18 protein-coding genes are annotated in these 19259 nt (G+C 48.3%); 3 read left to right on the forward strand and 15 right to left on the reverse strand.

What is annotated here, in order from left to right; translation table 11 throughout:
* Positions 1 to 119: 119 nt before the first annotated feature.
* From EHW58_RS00040 to EHW58_RS00080, 9 genes are all read right to left on the reverse strand, one after another.
* Positions 120 to 1649: a bifunctional GNAT family N-acetyltransferase/carbon-nitrogen hydrolase family protein gene (locus EHW58_RS00040; RefSeq protein WP_152793863.1), complete on the reverse strand. Its 1530-nt coding sequence runs from the start codon at positions 1647 to 1649 to the stop codon at positions 120 to 122.
* 32 nt (positions 1650 to 1681) lie between these two features.
* The gene (locus tag EHW58_RS15965; RefSeq protein ID WP_152793866.1) at positions 1682 to 2944 is read right to left on the reverse strand and encodes a GGDEF domain-containing protein; all 1263 of its coding nucleotides are present in this window, start codon (positions 2942 to 2944) and stop codon (positions 1682 to 1684) included.
* 158 nt (positions 2945 to 3102) lie between these two features.
* A complete protein-coding gene (locus tag EHW58_RS00050) occupies positions 3103 to 3735 on the reverse strand; it encodes a LysE family translocator (protein WP_152793868.1) in 633 nt (210 codons plus the stop codon).
* A 182-nt stretch (positions 3736 to 3917) separates the two neighbouring features.
* Positions 3918 to 5345 (reverse strand): aspartate kinase, encoded by a 1428-nt coding sequence (locus EHW58_RS00055; RefSeq protein ID WP_046075985.1) that lies wholly within the window; start codon positions 5343 to 5345, stop codon positions 3918 to 3920.
* Positions 5346 to 5422: 77 nt separating this feature from the next.
* Positions 5423 to 5812, reverse strand: coding sequence for an ectoine synthase (locus EHW58_RS00060; protein WP_046075984.1), 390 nt, complete (start codon positions 5810 to 5812; stop codon positions 5423 to 5425).
* A 50-nt stretch (positions 5813 to 5862) separates the two neighbouring features.
* Positions 5863 to 7140, reverse strand: a complete 1278-nt coding sequence (ectB, locus tag EHW58_RS00065; RefSeq protein ID WP_077666906.1) for a diaminobutyrate--2-oxoglutarate transaminase — start codon at positions 7138 to 7140, stop codon at positions 5863 to 5865.
* Positions 7141 to 7151: 11 nt separating this feature from the next.
* Positions 7152 to 7709: a diaminobutyrate acetyltransferase gene (ectA, locus tag EHW58_RS00070; RefSeq protein WP_077668604.1), complete on the reverse strand. Its 558-nt coding sequence runs from the start codon at positions 7707 to 7709 to the stop codon at positions 7152 to 7154.
* Between the two features lie 279 nt (positions 7710 to 7988).
* Positions 7989 to 8987: a bacteriohemerythrin gene (locus EHW58_RS00075; protein WP_152793870.1), complete on the reverse strand. Its 999-nt coding sequence runs from the start codon at positions 8985 to 8987 to the stop codon at positions 7989 to 7991.
* Positions 8988 to 9172: 185 nt separating this feature from the next.
* A complete protein-coding gene (locus tag EHW58_RS00080) occupies positions 9173 to 9379 on the reverse strand; it encodes a cold-shock protein (protein ID WP_025744354.1) in 207 nt (68 codons plus the stop codon).
* A 581-nt stretch (positions 9380 to 9960) separates the two neighbouring features.
* Between EHW58_RS00080 and EHW58_RS00085 the strand changes: the two genes are divergently transcribed.
* Together EHW58_RS00085 and EHW58_RS00090 are read left to right on the forward strand one after the other, a co-directional pair.
* Positions 9961 to 10911, forward strand: coding sequence for a slipin family protein (locus EHW58_RS00085; RefSeq protein ID WP_046075979.1), 951 nt, complete (start codon positions 9961 to 9963; stop codon positions 10909 to 10911).
* A 15-nt stretch (positions 10912 to 10926) separates the two neighbouring features.
* Positions 10927 to 11397, forward strand: a complete 471-nt coding sequence (locus EHW58_RS00090; protein ID WP_370517119.1) for an NfeD family protein — start codon at positions 10927 to 10929, stop codon at positions 11395 to 11397.
* Between the two features lie 312 nt (positions 11398 to 11709).
* Here EHW58_RS00090 and EHW58_RS15620 read toward each other — a convergent pair whose 3' ends face one another.
* Entirely contained in the window at positions 11710 to 11883 is a 174-nt protein-coding gene (locus EHW58_RS15620) for a hypothetical protein (RefSeq protein WP_167369758.1), read from the reverse strand.
* 263 nt (positions 11884 to 12146) lie between these two features.
* Between EHW58_RS15620 and metC the strand changes: the two genes are divergently transcribed.
* Positions 12147 to 13340 (forward strand): cystathionine beta-lyase, encoded by a 1194-nt coding sequence (gene metC / locus EHW58_RS00095; RefSeq protein WP_046075977.1) that lies wholly within the window; start codon positions 12147 to 12149, stop codon positions 13338 to 13340.
* Positions 13341 to 13408: 68 nt separating this feature from the next.
* Here metC and EHW58_RS00100 read toward each other — a convergent pair whose 3' ends face one another.
* The 5 genes from EHW58_RS00100 to EHW58_RS00120 form a co-directional block, all read right to left on the reverse strand.
* Positions 13409 to 15007 carry a methyl-accepting chemotaxis protein gene (locus EHW58_RS00100; protein WP_152793874.1) on the reverse strand — a complete coding sequence of 533 codons (1599 nt, stop codon included), beginning with the start codon at positions 15005 to 15007 and terminating at the stop codon, positions 13409 to 13411.
* Between the two features lie 238 nt (positions 15008 to 15245).
* Positions 15246 to 16484, reverse strand: coding sequence for a glycine betaine/L-proline ABC transporter ATP-binding protein (locus EHW58_RS00105; RefSeq protein ID WP_077579277.1), 1239 nt, complete (start codon positions 16482 to 16484; stop codon positions 15246 to 15248).
* Positions 16477 to 17373 carry a proline/glycine betaine ABC transporter permease gene (locus tag EHW58_RS00110; RefSeq protein ID WP_046075974.1) on the reverse strand — a complete coding sequence of 299 codons (897 nt, stop codon included), beginning with the start codon at positions 17371 to 17373 and terminating at the stop codon, positions 16477 to 16479. The genes EHW58_RS00105 and EHW58_RS00110 overlap by 8 nt, the downstream gene beginning before the upstream one ends.
* 67 nt (positions 17374 to 17440) lie before the next feature.
* Positions 17441 to 18436 (reverse strand): ABC transporter substrate-binding protein, encoded by a 996-nt coding sequence (locus tag EHW58_RS00115; RefSeq protein WP_077579279.1) that lies wholly within the window; start codon positions 18434 to 18436, stop codon positions 17441 to 17443.
* A 167-nt stretch (positions 18437 to 18603) separates the two neighbouring features.
* Positions 18604 to 19143, reverse strand: a complete 540-nt coding sequence (locus EHW58_RS00120) for an isochorismatase family protein (protein ID WP_152793876.1) — start codon at positions 19141 to 19143, stop codon at positions 18604 to 18606.
* Positions 19144 to 19259 lie beyond the last annotated feature (116 nt).

Genomic DNA, 19259 nt, shown 5'->3' on the forward strand with positions numbered 1-19259 from the left:
CTACCAAGAGAGTGATCCTTTACACCAGTAAATGCACTGACCTTGAACAAAGTCAGTGCGATGCGCACAAATCACTCTCGGGGTCTTAATGATTCCCACCTGGATCACTGCGTTTTTGCTTAGCCTTGGCTTAAATGGCTGGCATAGAGCTTGGGCCTGCGGTGTTTCAAATTCGTTACCGAACCTCGTTCATGCAGCATTTTGAGCTTGTCCAAATCGACGTCTGCGAAAATCATCATCTCGGTATTGGCATTGGCTTCCGCGAGTGTCGCATCGTGCGGAAAATAGACATCCGAGGGTGAAAATACCGCAGACTCAGCGTATTGGATGTCCACATTATCTACCCGAGGAAGGTTGCCCACGCTGCCGCCGATCGCGACATAACACTCGTTTTCAATCGCTCGTGCTTGAGCACAAAGGCGCACGCGTAAATAACCGTTCTTGGTATCGGTCCAAAAGGGCACGAATAGGATCTGTACACCTTGCTCAGCAAGAATACGCCCCAACTCAGGAAACTCGGCGTCATAGCAGGTGAGAATACCCACCCGGCCCGCGTCGGTTTCAATGACTTTGACCGTATCCCCGCCATCGATCACCCAGTCACGTTGTTCGTGCGGCGTAATATGGATTTTGTATTGCTCATCAATGCTACCGTCGCGGTGCATTAAATAGGAGACGTTATACAGTTTGCTATTTTCCAACACGGGCATACTGCCAGCGATAATATTGATGTTGTAGGTGACGGCCAATTGCGAAAAACGTTGCTTAATCGCCTGGGTAAACTCACTGAGAAAGCGAATTGCCTCGACGGAGCGCTTATCAGGTGCAAGCCCCATCAATGGTGCACAGAAAAACTCGGGAAAGAGCGCGAAATCTGACTGGTAGTTGGCTAAGGATGAGACAAAGAATTCGGCCTGATTCAAAAGATCATCCACTGAGAGCACATGACGCATCTGCCATTGCACGACCCCGAGGCGGACGATGGTTTTTTCAATATCATGCACGGAGGATGCATCTTCTTCATAGAAGAAGTTATCCCACTCCAACAGTGTGGCATAGCCCGCCGACTTATCGTCTTCGGGCAAATAGCGATTCATCAAACGCTTAACATCAAAGTCATTAGATAGCTGGAAAGAAAGGATCGGGTCGTGAATCTCTTTTCTTCTGACTTTATTAATATAATCCGTCACCGAAACATCATTGTGTTTGTGATAACCAGGTATACGGCCGCCGGCGAGGATCGCTTTTAGGTTCAGCGCCTGACACAGATCTTTTCTCGCTTCGTAAAGTCGACGGCCAAGGCGATGGCCACGATAATCAGGGTGTACAAACACGTCGAGGCCATACAGTGCATCCCCTTTTGAGTCGTGGAATACCACACCGTCATCCGTGATAATGTCGGCATAGGTATGCGGCAGTGAAAAGCGGTTGTAGGATACTTTTAGCGTTAACGCGGCGGCGACGATTTTTCCATTATCTTCAATGCATATCTGGCCATCCGGGAAAGCGGTGACCAGTTGCATGATCGTGCTCTTAGGCCAAGCACCGCCGACATCCGGGAAGACGAGATCCATCAACTCTGCTAAGGGTTGATAGTCGCTGACTTCAATGACACGCAGATTCAGTAGCGTGGCGGTGTTCTCATCCATTACACGTTCTCCTATTACGGGCTGAACGCCTATTATGACAAAGATTGACGCTCGAGATAACGTTTAGGCAGAGAAGGATTATCAGTTTCTTGGCTGATGGGCGACTGGTTGGATGTTGGTGATACACTGGAGGGCGCATCACGATGTTCAGTTAACGCAAATTCTACACGGTTTCGCCCGCGGGCCTTGGCTTCATATAAAGCCGTATCTGCGCACTCAAATAACTGATTCATCGCAACATATTGCATTTGGCGCTTGATGCCGACGCCGATACTCACCGTAAACTGGATGTGATGGCCATGTTCGGTCGTCACCTGGCATGCCTCGATTTGTCGCTTCAGCTGTAGCGCTATTTCTTGTACGCGACGCACAGACTGGCCACTGAGTAGCAAAATAAATTCTTCACCTCCCGTTCTGGCGCAAAACGCCCCTTCTTGTTGGGTGATCCGTTCTAAGTGTTGGCTGAAAGCGACCAATACCTGATCGCCAGCAAGGTGACCATATACATCATTAATACTTTTGAAATTATCCAAATCAGCAAGGATAAGGGCATTCGGCTGGTTAGAAAGGAGACACTGTGCGGATTGCGTCATAAAGGCGCGTCGATTCGGAAGCTGTGTCAGAGTGTCACGGAGCGCAAGTTGACAAAGTGTGTACTCCAGTCGCTCAAAACAAAGGTAAATGAAGGTCATAAACTTGACGAACTCGGCCATTAAGATCAAGTAATACACGGCGATATAACGTTGAGATAGGCCGGTGTTTTCCATCGGTGTGTCAAAGGCGAAGTAGGCACGAAGTCCATAAAGTATCAGTAAGAGGAGGAGCACGGACGCATAGAGAGTAAAACCTATCCGCTTCCTCTCTGGACTCTCAACAATGAGTTTTAAAACCGCAAGGTGCATTGCCACGTAGAACGCACAGTACCAAGTAATACGGAGCGCAAGCGGAATATGATTGGCAAGAATCAGTGTATAAACCCCTACACCCAAGAGTGCTGCCAGCGAAGCCGTCCGCCACGACGAGGACGTGCCCACGAAGGATTGCGTGCCTAACCACACCAGAATATGAGAGCAGATCGCGGCTGTGGTGCCAATCCAGACGAGCCCCGACGTTTCGGTGACATTGCCAATGTTATACACCGACGTGCCCGTTGAGATCAGCAGACAAGCCAGTCCCCAAAGCTTGATATCTTTGTGCTGATTAAACTGCCACCCAATCAACAAAACGCCAATGGTGAGTAGCCAGAACACACTGATGTAAGCCAGAGTCAGTGTGGGAAGGTGAAGATTAAACACGTGACCGAATCCATCCGATAAAGGCAAGGGCGTTAGACGCCACCAACGAACCAAAGTCAGTTATACGACTGACAGCGGTATAATATATCAGACAACTGTCTGACTTTTTATCGCTCAACGTCTGGTTCGTCGGTTTTTTACCCAGCTAAGTGGATGGATTACAACGACTGTTGGGTAAACAGCCAGACCGCGAGTGCCGCAAAAACCAATGCCATGATTTTATGCTGATACATTTGGACACGGGTATTGGTGAGCATTGCACTGCCAAGCTTGCCGACTATTGCCACTAAAAGCAGATTAAACGCGAGCCCTAATAGGTTGAGGAGGAGACCAAGCGTTAGTAATTGCGTGCTGGACGAGGCTTGAATTTGCTGCGAAATAAACTGCGGTAAAAACAACACAAAGAACAGTAGTGCCTTTGGGTTCAATAGGTTGGTCATCACCGCGCGTTTATAGAGATATTTGCCCATGCCTTGATGATGCGCGAGCTCGGCGCTGTCTGTTGGAGAGGCACGCCACATATCTATACTCATTTTGAGCAAATACGCGGCTCCCACGTACTGCAGAATGGTGAGGGCCGTTGGCGACATCGCAATCATGGCTGATACGCCGGTTGCGGCTAACCCGGTCAGGATCAATCCTGATGTTGCATTACCCAAGCTTGCGGCCATACCAACCCGTCTGCCATAGCTAAGACTGGCGCTCACGATTAGCAACATATCCGGTCCGGGCACCAGCAAAAGTGCGACAACCGCGGTTAAATAAACGGGGAGCATATTGGGATCGATCATAAAGGCACTACAGCTATCAAGATAAAGTGCGGAATTTTACCGTTTAGTTAGACTTTATCAACATTGAGAGGTGATTAAGTTGGTTTTTAATCGCAAGGAGGGGGTTTAGGCTAGCTTATAAAACTGAAAAACCCCCTTAGGTAAGGGGGTATGGTTTTTCGCTTGTCATATGCACCAGGGTCTTAAGCGGCCCGAATGGTTGGCTTAGGCGTAGGCTCTTCGATAAAACAAGCGTGTAGGGCGCAGATCGACGCGTGGTAGAACTTATCAAGTACTACGTATTGCACGTCCACATCGCGCATCGATGAGTGAGCTGCTTTAGGGTTTATTTCTGCGTCAAGCAACGCCAGCATACCCTTGCTCATGGTTTGGTTTGAGTCGATACGACTACCAATGACAGAAATCAGTGCGACCATTTCACCCGTAATCTTCGCTTTCGGGTAGAGCTTCTCAACACGATTAATCACCTTATCTTGACTGGCTGTCTTGCCGTCTAAGTAGTAGGTAATTGAGTTGGCATTCATCTCTTTACTGATGAGCTGCACGTTCTCTTCGCGAATGATTTCCATCACGTCATAGCTGACCTGATCAACATGCCCAACCATTGATTGGTCAAAGATGTGGAGAGCTAGCACCTTATCTCGACCGGCGATGATCTCGATCTCTTTGTCTTTTGGACGATATTTGTGAGAGATCACCGTACCCGCGTGCTCAGGCTCGAAGGTGTTTTTCACGACCAATTCGATACCCACAGCGCGCATACCAGAGGCTGCATTCGGGTGGATGGCTTCCATCCCTAAGTTAGCAAGCTGGTCAGCCACATCGTAGTTACTGAGGCCCATTGGCTGTACACGCTCTGGACCTACAATGCGAGGGTCGGCACTGCTTAGGTGATATTCTTTGTGGATCACCGCGCTACTTGCTTTGGTTAACACGGCAATCCGGCTGAATGTCATTTCACTGTAACCACGGTCATAGGTCTTCATCAGACCTTCATCACAATAGACGTAGCCGGTAACGATGGGCAGCTCAGTACTGAAGTCAATGTCTTCCATAGCATTGGCGATCACCGTGTTGAGGTCGCCTTTGCCTTCATCGGGGTTATCCCAACCAGAGAGGTCAACAAATCGTGAGTTAATTCCCACACTTTCGAGCAGTAGCGTTGAGTTGTGCGCACTGTGCGCCTCGCCGATAGAGGAGAGGAACTCACGAATTTGTGGTAGATAGCTTTCCAGAGAAAACTGCCCATAGTTACAGGTTTCGAGTATACCTTCGATACAGCTATGTGCTTTTTCCATGCGTTGGCGGATAAAGTTATCAGCACGCTCACGGTATACAGGATCGGGGAACATATTGCTGTTAATGAGCAGCATACGTTGCTCTAACTCGTCCATCGCATCACGCCATTTAGGGTTATTTGCCGCGAGAAGGCGATAAATGCCGGGCTTACCCGAACGCTTACACTCCAGCAATGCATCCGTGATGCCAGCGTAAGCAGAAACGACAAAAATGCGGTTGTACGGGTTTGACGGGTACAAAAAGATATTATCCATGACAGCGTCGTAGGCTGACATCGACGTACCGCCGATCTTTTCAACGGTATGATTCATGTGAGCTCCTTGTGGGCTTTTATGAATTAGGGAGTCGATTGGGTTTACAGGGGCAGCATCCGGCTGCCCCATGACGGTTAATCGACTAATGGATAAACACCGTTCTCATCGTGCGTTTCCTGCCCAGTAATAGGTGGGTTGAACACACAGGCCATGACCATATCAACACCTTTGTTAGCACGAAGCTGGTGTTCGTCATGTTTGTCTAGGATATACAGTGTGCCAGGTTTAATAGGATAAACCTTGCCGTCATCCGTGGTTTCAATTTCACCTTCACCCGACATGCAATACACAGACTCTAAGTGGTTCTGGTAGTGAATGTGCGTGTCAGTGTTGGCATAGATGGTGGTAATATGGAAAGAAAATCCCATATTATCATCGCGTAGCAGCATGCGTACGCTTTCCCAGTTTTCAGCCACTACACGGCGTTCAGTTTTCTGGCATTCTTCTAATGTACGAACAATCATGTTTATTCCTTCAACGTCTCTTCGTTAAGCGGGGATCGCCGTCTTCGCGATTACGATGCTTTCTTGAGCTTCTGTTTTTTATACTGCTCAACAGACTTAACGAAGATCTGCAGGCCTTTTTCCATCTCTGCTTCACTGACTGTCAGTGGCGAGAAGAATTTGATGACTTCATCATCTGGACCCGCGGTCTCGATAATCATGCCATTGTCAAAACACAGGCTGGAGATCTCATCTGAAATATCACCATTTTGGCACGCAATGCCTTGCATCAAACCGCGGCCTTTGATGGTCTCAAAAAGATCACCGTGCTTGTTAAGCATCTCTTGCAACACTTTGTTCAATTGATCGGCACGTTCTTGAATATGCGTTTGGAATTGATCATCACGCCAGTATGTGTCAATCGCTTCCGCGGCAGTCACAAACGCGTGGTTGTTACCACGGAATGTACCGTTGTGCTCACCCGGTGCCCATTGATCCAGCTCAGGTTTTAGTAGGACCACAGCCATTGGCAAGCCATAGCCACCAATTGATTTGGACAGCGTCACAATATCGGGCTTAATGCCTGACGGCTCAAAGCTGAAGAACGTACCCGTACGGCCACAACCAGCCTGGATGTCATCTACGATCATCAAGATATCGTGTGCCTTACAAATGTCTTGCAGGCGCTGCAACCACTCATTAGAGGCTGCGTTTAGGCCACCTTCGCCTTGGACGACTTCAAGAAGCACGGCAGCAGGTTTATCACCGCCTGTTAGACCACTTGATGCGTCATTCAGCATGGTTTCGAACAAAGTTAAACCATCAACGTCTGCATAGCCATCATACGGAAGACGTGTCACGGCGTTGTTGACAGGGATGCCGCCACCACCGCGGTGATGATGATTACCCGTCACTGCCAATGCACCATATGTACAGCCGTGGAAGCCGTTGGTGAAAGACACAATGTTTGCGCGGCCTGTAACTTTACGGGCAAGCTTCATTGCCGCTTCAACTGCGTTGGTGCCTGTTGGGCCAGTGAATTGGAACTTATAGTCCAACTCACGCGGTGCCAAGATGTGCTCTTTAAATACTTCGAGAAAGCGTGCTTTTGCACCTGTGTACATATCCAGGCCGTGTGTAATGCCATCTTTCTCGATGTACTCGATCAGTGCTTTTTTCAACGTTGGGTTGTTATGCCCGTAGTTGAGCGAGCCGGCGCCAGCAAGAAAATCGAGGTAGCGCTTGCCGTCTACGCCCGTGATCCAGCAACCCTTAGCGCTTTCAAACACAACGGGGAAGTTGTTGGCGTAACATTGAACATTTGACTCCTGCGATTTAAAGATATCCATAACTCATCCTGTTATTTTTTGAGTGGAATTCGGAAAAGGTATTCGGTGTCATGTTCACCGTTGAAATGCTCCTGTTCGTCGAGGAACACGGAGCGCTGACCACCTGTACCGTAGAGGCGGTCTACCTTTTTAAACAGCGCCCAAGATCCGGCGTTGTCTTCTGTGATTGTGGTTTCGATGAAGCGAATATTGCTTGAGACTTTACGTGCCATCAGCGCTTCGATCATCGAGAGGGCAAGCCCTTCACCACGTGCTTTGGGTGACACTGCAACCTGCCAGACAAAAAACGTGTCTGGCTGCTCAGGGCGAATGTAGCCCGAGATAAAGCCTTGTACATCACCCTCTCGCTCTGCAACGACACAGGTCTCTTTAAAGTGTGTCGCCTGTAGGAAGTTGCAATAAGCGGAGTTCACATCCAACGGTGGGCACTGCGTGATTAATCGATAGATGTTGCCGCCATCCTTGATGGCTGGCTTACGAAACACAAACTTCGTGTTGGTCTGGGTCTGTTTACGGTCACGTACCTCGGATTCAAGTACTGCCGTGTCTGTCGTTTTTGATCGCCACATAATTGTTTTGTGCTCTAACGAATTCGTTTTATATAATAGGCGATGAATTTGGTTTATCAACCCCAGATTTTAGTGTTGGATTTGTCATCTATAATTAAGTTTATGAAATATATGAATTTGTTTATTGTTAAATTTTTTGTGAAAGTAAGTGTTTTGAGAAGTAACATTTACTGGCCTAAAGGTGTGGGCAGGTTCCCACATCGAGGGGATGGGCGGAAGGTATGCCTGACGGCCCTAGAAAGGCCGTCTTGGAAGACAATGTAGGTACACTCTCACGTATTAAGGACCTTGCAGTAAAAAATCGCGATACTGAGTATCTTCACGAACGACATGGTGCATCCACCAATAACGCAAAAACTTAAAGAATTCAGAGCGGTATAGTTCTGGGTCGGCTTGGCACTGTAGCAGCACATATTGCGCTTGCCGGGCGAGGCGTTGATGAATCGCAGCATGCTCTTTGTATTTGGGGTAGGCGCGTGCTTCGAGAATATCTTCCTCTAGCTGAAAGTGAGTGTCGATGTAGTCACGAAAGCGTTGCGCGAGGGCCTCAAAATCCGTCTTAGTCTCGTCCTCATGGTGATAGGCAATGGCCTCATACGTATCGTTGATGATAGAGAGCAGTTGCTTGTTACTCTCATCCAATGATGGATCCCCCACTGTATACTTTTCTTGCCAACGTATAAACTTGCGCTCTCGTTTAATGGGGGCCGATACTTGTGGCTCTTTTTCTGAAGAGCCTTCAGGAGGCAATGGTGTATCAATGACAGGCTCTGTGATGCACTCTATCTGGTATTGCTCTTCCTCAGTAAAAACAATCGCGCCGTTGTGCTCAAACTCCGTTGATTTGGCAGGATCTGACTGGTACATCTCAAAGTAGAATGTGGGGGGCTTTTTAGCTTTGGTCTGTTTAGAGAGCTGCTTGACACGGTTTTCTAGATCTTGTTTTTTCACCGGTTTAACCATAAAAGCATCGACGTCATAGCGAATGCACTCGCTGATCACTGCCTGAGATGCGTTAGCGGTTAAAATGATAATGGGCGTGTCATGACGCAAATGATAGCGGCCGCTTCGCATGAGGCGTAACATTTCCAACCCGTCAATGGGATCCATTTGTAAGTCGGTAATGATCAGATTGGGCTCTTCATGGTACGCCTTTGATATCGCTTCGGCACCATCTGCTGCCGTGATCACCGACTTAATACCAAGCGCTTGGGCCATCAATCCAATGGTGTCACGAATCATTTCATGATCGTCAACAATTAAACACGGAGATAGCATACGTCCTCCTGACAATGTCTATGTTTTCAGCCTAGTGGATGGTGGCGAGAGCGTCTATAGCGAGTGTGAAAGGAATGCGACCTTGATGAGGTTTCGTTTAAAAAATGATGGGGTAGACTAAAGCACAAATGATAGCGACAAAAAAGGCGCCCAACTGGGCGCCTTTCTCTTAAATTTGGTTTGGCTTACAGACGAACGACGTTCGCAGCCTGTGGGCCTTTCTGACCTTGCTCGATATCGAACTCAACCTGTTGGCCTTCTGCTAGTGTGCGGAAGCCTTCACCAACGATAGCACGGAAGTGAACGAATACGTCTGGACCGTTCTCTTGCTGGATAAAACCGAAACCTTTCTCTTCGTTAAACCACTTAACGGAACCATTAGCTTTGGACATGGTGTCTCCTGAATATATTAACTAGGTGTTGCAGTGACGCGAGTGCCGTTAATCGACTCTATGGGCAAATGTAGCGAATATCTTCAGGACAACTAACTTTCCAGCCTAGCGGTAGGGTGTTTCGATGTATCTATATTCAATTGCTGCATAAATTTCCGATTATCGAAGCTGCCAAGCAGCTTCAACAGGACCACGCGTTATTTGCGCGTCAGTTTACTATTGGTTGCAACATGGTGTGTCTACGACCAATAGTTCGTCAACCAACACGGTTGAACATTATCGAGAATACACCCAAAAGAGTGTGAGGTAAATCTATTTTGCGGATGAAAGAGGCAACTTTGTGTGAGCTTGTTGTGAAAATGAGAGCATGGCCTGATAACTGTGTTGTATCGACGCAAAGAGCCTCATAGAAAAGCGATCTAGATTGCGAGGAGTGTCAAATTAACCGTTGGATGATGTCTTTTTATGCTGACAATAACGTATCATAAAACGCGATGAGTAACGCCGTAAACACTTGTGTGCGCGCGTTTGTGTTTGTTTATACGAGTCATGATTGTGACCCGCAGTGATAGGGCTTCTCCATGGATACGATTTTTTTAGAAACGTCGAGTTTTATTGGCGTCTGGGTGGTGCTGGCGGTCTTAGTGATCGTGGTACTACGCGGTGCGATTAAGTTTGTGCCACAAAACACGGCTTATGTTGTAGAGCGATTTGGTAAGTATTACAAGACGATGGAAGCGGGTCTCAATTTCATCGTGCCATTTATCGATCGTATTGGTTATACCAGAACATTAAAAGAACAAGCATATGATGTACCCAGTCAATCCGCGATCACGCGAGATAACATTTCGCTCGTTGTTGACGGTGTCTTGTACATCAAGGTATTGGATCCGTATAAAGCGTGCTATGGCGTCGATGATTATGTGTACTCCGTGACTCAGCTTGCGCAAACTACCATGCGTAGTGAAGTGGGTAAAATGGAGCTGGATAAAACGTTTGAAGAGCGCGAAAGCTTAAACACCGCGATTGTCTCTGCCATCAATGAGGCCGCTCAGCCATGGGGCGTTCAGGTGCTGCGTTACGAAATCAAGGATATCGATCCACCTCGCTCTGTTCTCGATGCCATGGAACGTCAAATGAAGGCTGAACGAGAGAAGCGTGCGGTTATTCTTGAGTCAGAAGGGGCGCGTCAGTCGGATATCAACGTTGCTGAAGGTCAAAAGCAGGCCCGAGTCTTAGCGGCGGAAGCAGAGAAATCTGAGCAAATCTTGCAAGCGGAAGGTGAGGCGCAAGCCATAATCGCGGTTGCCGAGGCGCAAGCCGAAGCACTTGAAATCGTAGGGACACGAGCAATAACAGAGGAAGGCCAAAAAGCCATCCAGTTGGAGCTGGCAGAAAAAGCGATCAAGGCGAAACAGGCGATTGCCAAAGAGTCCTCAGTCGTACTGTTACCTGATTCTGGAACGGGTGCAGCGAATGTGGTTGCAGAAGCGATGACAATTATTGATACACTCAATAAGAGCAAAGCGTAAAACAGGATGTTTAGTGTGAGTATCTACCTCGCAGAATTAACCGTGATTGTGGGCTTGTTGCTGTTAGCCGTCGAAGTGTGGCTGCTTGGCTTATCGACCATTGTTTTATTAGCAACCGGTGTTGCTGCCATTTTAGTGGGACTGTTGGCGATGGTCGGTGTTGTGCCAGAAACCGTTACGGCGTTATTTAGCAGTACTGGGATCGGTGCAGGCTTGTTAACTGCCATGCTGTGGCGCCCACTTAAACAGCTACAACGCGGCGGACGACGTCCGGATAATCGTCATAGTGATTTTATCGGGTTGATATTGACGCTCAATGAGCCGTTGAGCCGAGAGCAGCCTTCGACGATTAAATACTCAGGCGTCACTTGGCAACTGCGACTCAGCTCGGCCGCCGGTGATTGTACATTGCTGGCTGGCGAACAGGTCAAGGTCGTGGGTGTTGATGTTGGACGATTTACGGTCGAGCCCATATTGTCGGAGTAAGAGACACTTTCTGTATCTCGTCATGACAAATAGACGTTGATGACACAAAAATAAAAAGCTCGGTCGCAATGCCGAGCTTTTTTATTGCGTATCAGCCTGTGATTTAGGCTTTTTTTAGTTGCTTTTTGAGCTTCTTCAGCTTGCTTTCCTGTTTTGCAACTTTCGCTTTTGCTTTCTTAATCGATTTTTTCAAATCTTTTTTTGACGCTTTTGCCATGGTTTCTCTCCTTATTGATGATTTGCCGAAGCGTTTGCCACTGCAATACAGCTTCAATGCTGTGGACGGGGCCGGCATGTCCACCCCAAGTGTGATCACGATGATTTATTCGTTTCGTGGTCTTTTAAAAACTGTTTAATAAATCGGCGTATTTCCCGTGCTGCGGACGTATCCAGTTCGTCACAGGCCTCTAAGAATGCATCCCGTTGCTCACTATTGATTCTTATCAGTAACTGGCTATCTTTCTTTGTTTTTTCTTTTTTCGCCATGCTAATGCGCCTATCTTTTAGATATACAATGTATATACGTTTTTATGGTAGTGCTAGGAGAGAATGGTGAAATTGTGATCTACTTAGTACTGTAAACAATAGTCAACACGGGTATCAATAGGCGGAACGAGTTAGTGCTGAGCGCTATGACATATAGCCAAATCGATGTCATAAAATTTAATTTGGCCATCTAAATGTCTTTACTGCCTTTATGTAAATCCGTAGGCTATTAGTCAGTCAACCTAGGATGAGTGAAGTGAACGATGGAAAAGAAACACAGTCGTACGCAGCTAATACATGCCGGACGCCGTAAAGCCTATACCCTTGGTGGGGTCAACCCAGTCGTACAGCGCGCCTCTTCAATTGTTTTTGATACATTAGCCGAGAAAAAGCACGCGATTGCCAACCGTCACCAGCAAACCTTGTTCTATGGCAGACGCGGAACCACTACCCATTTTGCGCTTCAAGATGCCATGACCGAGCTTGAGCAAGGAACGGGGTGTGCACTCTTTCCCTGTGGTGCGGCAGCCATTGCAAACAGTATTCTCGCGTTTGTAAAAACAGGTGACCACATTTTGGTCTCAGGATCGGCGTATGAGCCAACTCAAGATTTTTGTCAGAAAATTCTCGCCGATATGCAGGTGTCGACCGAGTATTTTGATCCTCTCGAGGGTGCGGAGATTGGTCAACGTATTACGTCAAATACACGCGTTGTGTTTCTAGAGTCACCAGGTTCTTACACCATGGAAGTGCACGATACGCCGGCAATCGTTCAAGCGGTAAGAGAAAGAGCGCCAGATGCGATTATCATGATGGATAACACGTGGGCAGCAGGTCGCTTGTATCAACCGTTAACGCAAGGCGTGGATATTTCGATCCAATCTGGGACCAAGTATATTATTGGTCATTCGGATAATATGCTAGGTACCGCTGTTGCCAATGCGCGCTGCTGGCCGACCTTGCGCGAGCGCGCCTATTTAATGGGACAAACGGTCGATCCTGATACCGCTTACCAAGCCGCTCGCGGATTGAGAACCTTGGATGTACGCCTTGCCCAGCATCAGGATAATGCGTTACAGGTAGCCAATTGGCTGAACGAGCAAACCGAAGTAGCCAGTGTGCTCCATCCTGCATTTGCAGATTGTCCTGGGCACCGCTATTTCGCGCGAGATTTTACAGGCAGCAATGGGCTCTTTTCGTTTGTGTTTGATCAGCGTTTGTCTGATGCGCAATTGGACGCTTTCTGTGATCATTTGCAGCATTTCAGTATGGCTTACTCATGGGGCGGCTTTGAGTCGTTGTTGTTGGCCAATCAGCCAGAGCAACTCAATCGCATCCGGCCTGTGGGTAAGGTGGATTTTTCCGGCACACTCGTCAGGCTACATATCGGATTAGAGGACGTTGACGATCTGATTGCCGATCTGGCGGCCGGTTTCGCACGCATTAATAATGTCTAAGCCACATAGCCCCTGTGAAAAAGGGGCGTCCTCGATACGCCGCGAAGCGCCCTTATCACATCAAGCTATTAGGTTTGAAATTGGTCAGTTAATTGCGTCAACGCGCTGGATTGGTGGCTTAACTGACTACTGACATTACTGGTGGTATCGATTGCCTCGGTGAGTGATTGGCTACCTTGTTTGAGCGCGCGACGCTGCTGGGTGAGGTGAGCAATTTCTTTATGCTGAGAGCCCAGGGCTGCTTCAACTTCCGCGCTGAGTTGTTCAAGCCCTTGGAAAGTGGTATGCATCTCGCCTAAATAGCCCTGTAGTCGGACACTGGCTTGCTGATTGTCGGCACTGGCTGACTGTGTTTCCGTTAGTAGATTATTGGCGGTATCAACTTGGCCGAGTAAGTCATTGATCCAGTTTCGAATATCGCCAGTTGATTGTGCTGTGCGTTGAGACAAACTTCTCACTTCATCAGCGACGACGGCAAAGCCTCGCCCATGCTCACCAGCGCGTGCCGCTTCAATCGCGGCATTGAGGGCCAGCAAATTAGTTTGCTCTGCAATGCCCTCAATCACATCCATGACGCCGGCAATTTGGTTACTGGTTTGTTTCAAGGTTGCCATGGTACTCGACACGTTTTCCACCACCTTGACGCTATGGGCAATTGAGGCTTCTGTCGCACTCATTTGCGTTTGAATTTCATCATTGTCCTGAGAGACTTTGCCGATGTACTCACGGGTATCATGAATGGCGTTGGCGATTTCTGTGGTTGCGCTTTCCATAACGGTCAGGGATTGCGCGACATCGTTAACGTTTTGCCGTGTTTGCTCGTTAATCGTCGCCACTTGCGTGCTTTGTTGGTCTAAGGTATCTGACTGTTGATCAAGCGCTGATGTCCGCGATTGTATATCGGTGACAAAGTGACTGAACTTATCGAGCAGGTTATTAGATGCCTGAGCGACGGCACTGACTTCATCCTGATACTTATCGAATAAACGCACGGAGAGATCGGAGCGCTTATCGATATCCGTCAGGGACGTGGCAATATGATTCAGGCGCACCACCACGGTTTTTCGTAGCCAAGTCATCAGTACTAAGGCCAGCAATAGTGTGATCCCACAACCGACATAGACGATGTTCGATTGCTGGTGCAAAAAGGTAATAAGCGCGCCGGCAGAGTCTTTCGCGTTATCTTGACGCTCGGTCAGCTTTTCGTTGATGGCCGCTAACATGGGGTCAACGGCAGGGTAGAGGTCAAAGTCCACGAGACGCCCAGCATCGTAAAAGCTTTTACTGTCGACCGTTTTAGCAAGCTTGGTGAGGTATTGGTCGAACTGCTTTTTACCTTCTAGCTGTTCGGCACGCCAGTCCGACAAAGACGGATACTGTGACAACGCTTGCCAGCTCTGTTGATAGCGTTGTTGAAGCTTTTCAAACTCAGGGGTGATCTCGTTCCAGAATAAGACTTGTGCTTTGATTTTTTGCGACAGATTGACGAGGTCGCGGTGATCACGCTCAAGAGCTAAAAGCGCCCATACTTCGGGAAGTTGATGATTTACATATTCGGCTGAGGCATCCGCGGAGCGAGCCGATATCCAAAGTGCGAGACTACCGAGTCCGATGGTCGAGGCGATAAAGAGGGTGAAGGCGATCAATAACCGCTGTCTTACGCTCATGGTACTTCCTGTCAACTGTCTAATCTATATACGCGCCGCAGCTTAAGGAGCCACTGTTTCAGTAGAATGACAGGTGTCTCAGTAATGTGATTTGCGAGTGAAATCACTGTTCATTTTTATGAACATGACGCGGATAGCGTCAGTGACGAGGCTGAAAAATGGTGCAGAAAAGCGCGACAACAAAAAAGCGCCCCGCCTGAGCGGGACGCGTTCACAGTCAGCGAGAGTGCGTTATTGGCTAACTGGCTTTTTTCGTTGAGTCTTTGTCGTCAGGTGCGGCTGCGTGTTTGTGGCCACTTTCACTGAGAATACTGGCCACTGTTTGCCGTGAGAGGTGCCCAATTAGCTCGCCTTGATTATCAAAGACGGGTAGTGGCCATTTTGACTCCAACGTATCTGGGATGACGGTTTCCAATAACGAGTCTTGCTCAATGGCAGGCACGTCTTCGAGAAGACTTGCCTCGATATCACCGCTTGGATCTTTGTCACTGAGGTTTTTTTGACTCAGGGTGCCTTGATAGCCTTCTTCTGTGATGTAATAGCCATAGTTGGCCTTTTGCTGACGCATCTGCTGAATTGCATCGCCAATCGTGTTGGCACTGATACGACAGATTTGTGGCTGCATCACGGTTTCGACCGTTAATGCGCGAGCACGGTTGACGTCTTTCACGAAAGCCTCGACATAGTCATCGGCCGGTTGGAGCAATATATCGACAGGCTCTCCGACTTGTACGAGCTTACCATCACGTAAAATGGCAATACGGTCACCAAGCCTCAATGCCTCGTCCAGATCGTGAGTGATAAAAATGATGGTTTTATGTAATTTTTCCTGTAATTCAATCAGTTGGTCTTGCATCTCACTGCGAATGAGGGGGTCAAGGGCAGAAAATGCTTCGTCCATCAGCAAAATTTCTGCATCCGTGCAGAGGGCGCGCGCGAGACCGACACGTTGTTGTTGCCCGCCAGATAATTGTGCCGGATATTGATCGGCGTAGCCGTCAAGACCCACAGTCGACAACCATTGTTCCGCTTTTTGATCGCGTTGCGCTTTTCCCTCTCCTTGGATTCGTAAACCAAACCCAACATTTTCTCTCACTGTACGGTGCGGGAGTAGACCAAAACGTTGAAACACCATGGACATCTTATGGCGTCGAAACGCCTGCAACTCTTTTTGCGAGTGCTTCATGATATCGGTGCCTTCGACGCGGATTTCACCCTCGGTGGGATCAATCAAGCGATTGAAATGACGAATTAAGGTCGATTTTCCAGAGCCCGACAGGCCCATGATCACAAAGACCTCACCGCGACGAATGGATAGATTAATATCACTGAGTCCAATGGTATGCCCTGTTTCTTGTAATAAGGCATCTTTACTTTTTCCTGCTTTGACCGCAGGCATTACCTTTTGCGGGTGGTCGCCAAACACTTTATATAGGCCTTGGATCTCAATTAAGGTGTCCTGGACTGGCTTAGTCATGATCGCCTCCTTTGAGATGCTGCTGGGAACGTTTGGCGTAGCTTTGAGACACACGATCGAAAATAATCGCAATCACCACAATGGCGAGACCATTGAGAAGGCCCAAGGTAAAGTATTGGTTAGTAATCGATTTAAGTACAGGCTGTCCAAGGCCCGAAACACCAATCATCGAGGCAATGACCACCATCGCCAGTGCCATCATAATGGTTTGGTTAATGCCTGCCATAATGGTTGGCATTGCTAGGGGGAGCTGGATCTGGAATAAACGCTGAAAACCATTGGCGCCGTAGGCTGTGGCTGCCTCTAACACATCTTTGTCAACTAACCGGATCCCCAGGTTTGTCAAACGAATCACCGGAGGAATCGCATAGATAACCACCGCGATCACCCCGGGGATCTTGCCAATACCCAGCAACATCACCACTGGGATGAGATACACGAAGGCGGGCATGGTTTGCATAATATCCAGTAACGGTGTGACCACGGCTTGGGTACGATTGGACTTGGACATGGCAATGCCTATCGGCACACCCACGCCAATAGCGACCAGTGTACACACCAAAATGATACTCATGGTGCTCATGGTATCTTCCCACATGCCCAAATAGGCAATCAGGGTGAAAGAAACAACCACAGCCGTGGGGAGCTTCCAAGAGCGACTGGCGAGGTATGCAATACCGGCAAGTACGGCAATCACCAGCCACCAAGGTGTGGCGAGGAGTAAGTCTTCGAACCAAACGAGAAAGTGGAGGAGGGGGTCAAAGAAGGCTTCAATACCTTCACCATATTCGCGGGAGAAGTCGCGATACGCGCCGTCGAGTGTTTGTCGAATAGCGAGCAGATCACGCCTGCTCATTTCTGGCACTTCCGTTAGCCATGAATCAGCCATTGTTATTGTTCCTATACTGCTTAAGGAGAGCCAGCGCAGCGGCAGCTCTGCGCTGGCTGTTTCAACGTTACAGGGCGTCTTTTACTTTTTCAGCGACGTCACTGGGTACCCACTGGGTCCAAATGTCTTCATGATTGATGAGGAAATTGGTCATCGCGTATTCCCCATCGGCCTGGTTTTCTTCCATCCAGGCAAGTAAGCCATTCATTTGATCGTTGGTGAAGCCACGCTCTTTCAAGTAAGTCAGCGCTTCGGGGGCGCGAGTGGCAAAGCGTTCTGTTACCACGGTATCAACGTCAGCCGCCGGATACATGGTTGCTTGCGGGTTCATACAATCGTTTGAGGTAATACAGTCTTTGTAGTGCTGTACGTCTGTTCCTGTCTCAAAGTCCACTTTTACCATGTCATATTTGCCCAACACAGCAGTGGGTGCCCAATAATAGCCAAACCACGCTTCTTCTCGTTCGTAGGCTTTGGCGATTGAACCTGCAAGGCCTGCACCAGAGCCCGGATCGACAATTTCGAAGCCGCTGTCAGCCAACTCTAAAGCTTCAAACTGGTTTTCTGAGGTAATTTGGCAGTTCCAGCCCGCGGGGCAGCCATAAAAAGCGGATTTGGAGGCATCTTCTGGATGAGGAAATAAATCAGCATTCGCTTTGATCCCTGAAATGGTCTTCAACTCAGGATGTTTTTCGACCATATAGCGTGGAACCCAAAACCCTTCTTCGCCGCCTTCAACAAATGCACTACCGGCGTAGCGAACTCGGCCCTCGTCGATACCGCGCTGCAGGCCTTCACGCATCGAGTTACTCCAAAACTCGGGGGCAATGTCGGGTTCACCTTTTTCAATCATCGAGGTGCCCGTTGGCATGGTATCACCAGGGACAAGCTCGGCATCGCAGCCGTAGCCATGCTCTAAAATAAACTGATCGATGTTGGCAATCAGGCTAGCAGAATTCCAATTCATATCGGCGATAGTGACTTTGCCACAGTGGTGGTCATCTGCGCTGGCCGGTAACGCCGATAGCGAGAGAATAGCGGCTGAGAGTAGTCGTTTGTACATATGCTTCCTTTCCTTTTCAAACATGCGTCCTAAATAATATTAGACCACTAATTAAATTGTTAGGAGGCAAAATGAGGCATACGTCTCACTTTGCCGTTTGCAAATCCGAAATTTGCGCATTATGACCACCACTACGTGATATCAATCATTAGAGATCTACTGAGTGCTTACTTGATGAGTGACAAAAACGCTTTAAAGTCCGACCCTCCTGCATGTTGTTGCCACTCAAACAACAAGGCTTCGACCACGGTGATCCAAGCACCATGCTGCTGCATCATAGCGATGCCACTTTGATGGTGTACAGGGTGACAGGATGACATCCCGTCCGTGACAAGATGCACATGGTAGTGATGGCGAAGCAGATCACAGGCGGTTTGATACACACAAATATGTGTTTCAATGCCGCAAAGAATCACCTGTTTACGGTTCAGTGAACGCAATGTCTGCGCTACACGAGGCTCGGCAAAGGCACTAAAGGTGTGTTTGGCAATGGGCGTGTTGTTTGGCATGAGGTCGGCGAGCGCCGACGTTGTTGCACCAAGCTTTTCAGGCAGTTGTTCTACCCAAACGACAGGCACATCGAAGTGTTTGCAACCGCGCACTAATTGGGCCACTTTTTGGTGTAATTCCTCGCTACCCACCACTTTTTGCGCCAGCTTACCTTGTATATCAATCAACAAAACGACGGCATTTTCGGTATTAATCATTCTAGTATCCCCCTGTTTTACCAATAAATAAGCATAGCAGCTCCACTTCATTGCGCTGGCGAAGTTCGCCCTCAACTATTTATCTTTCAATAAAGATACTTGATGTTGATCAATGT

Origin of the sequence: Salinivibrio sp. VYel1, assembly GCF_009377945.1 — a bacterium.
GTDB classification, from domain to species: domain Bacteria; phylum Pseudomonadota; class Gammaproteobacteria; order Enterobacterales; family Vibrionaceae; genus Salinivibrio; species Salinivibrio siamensis.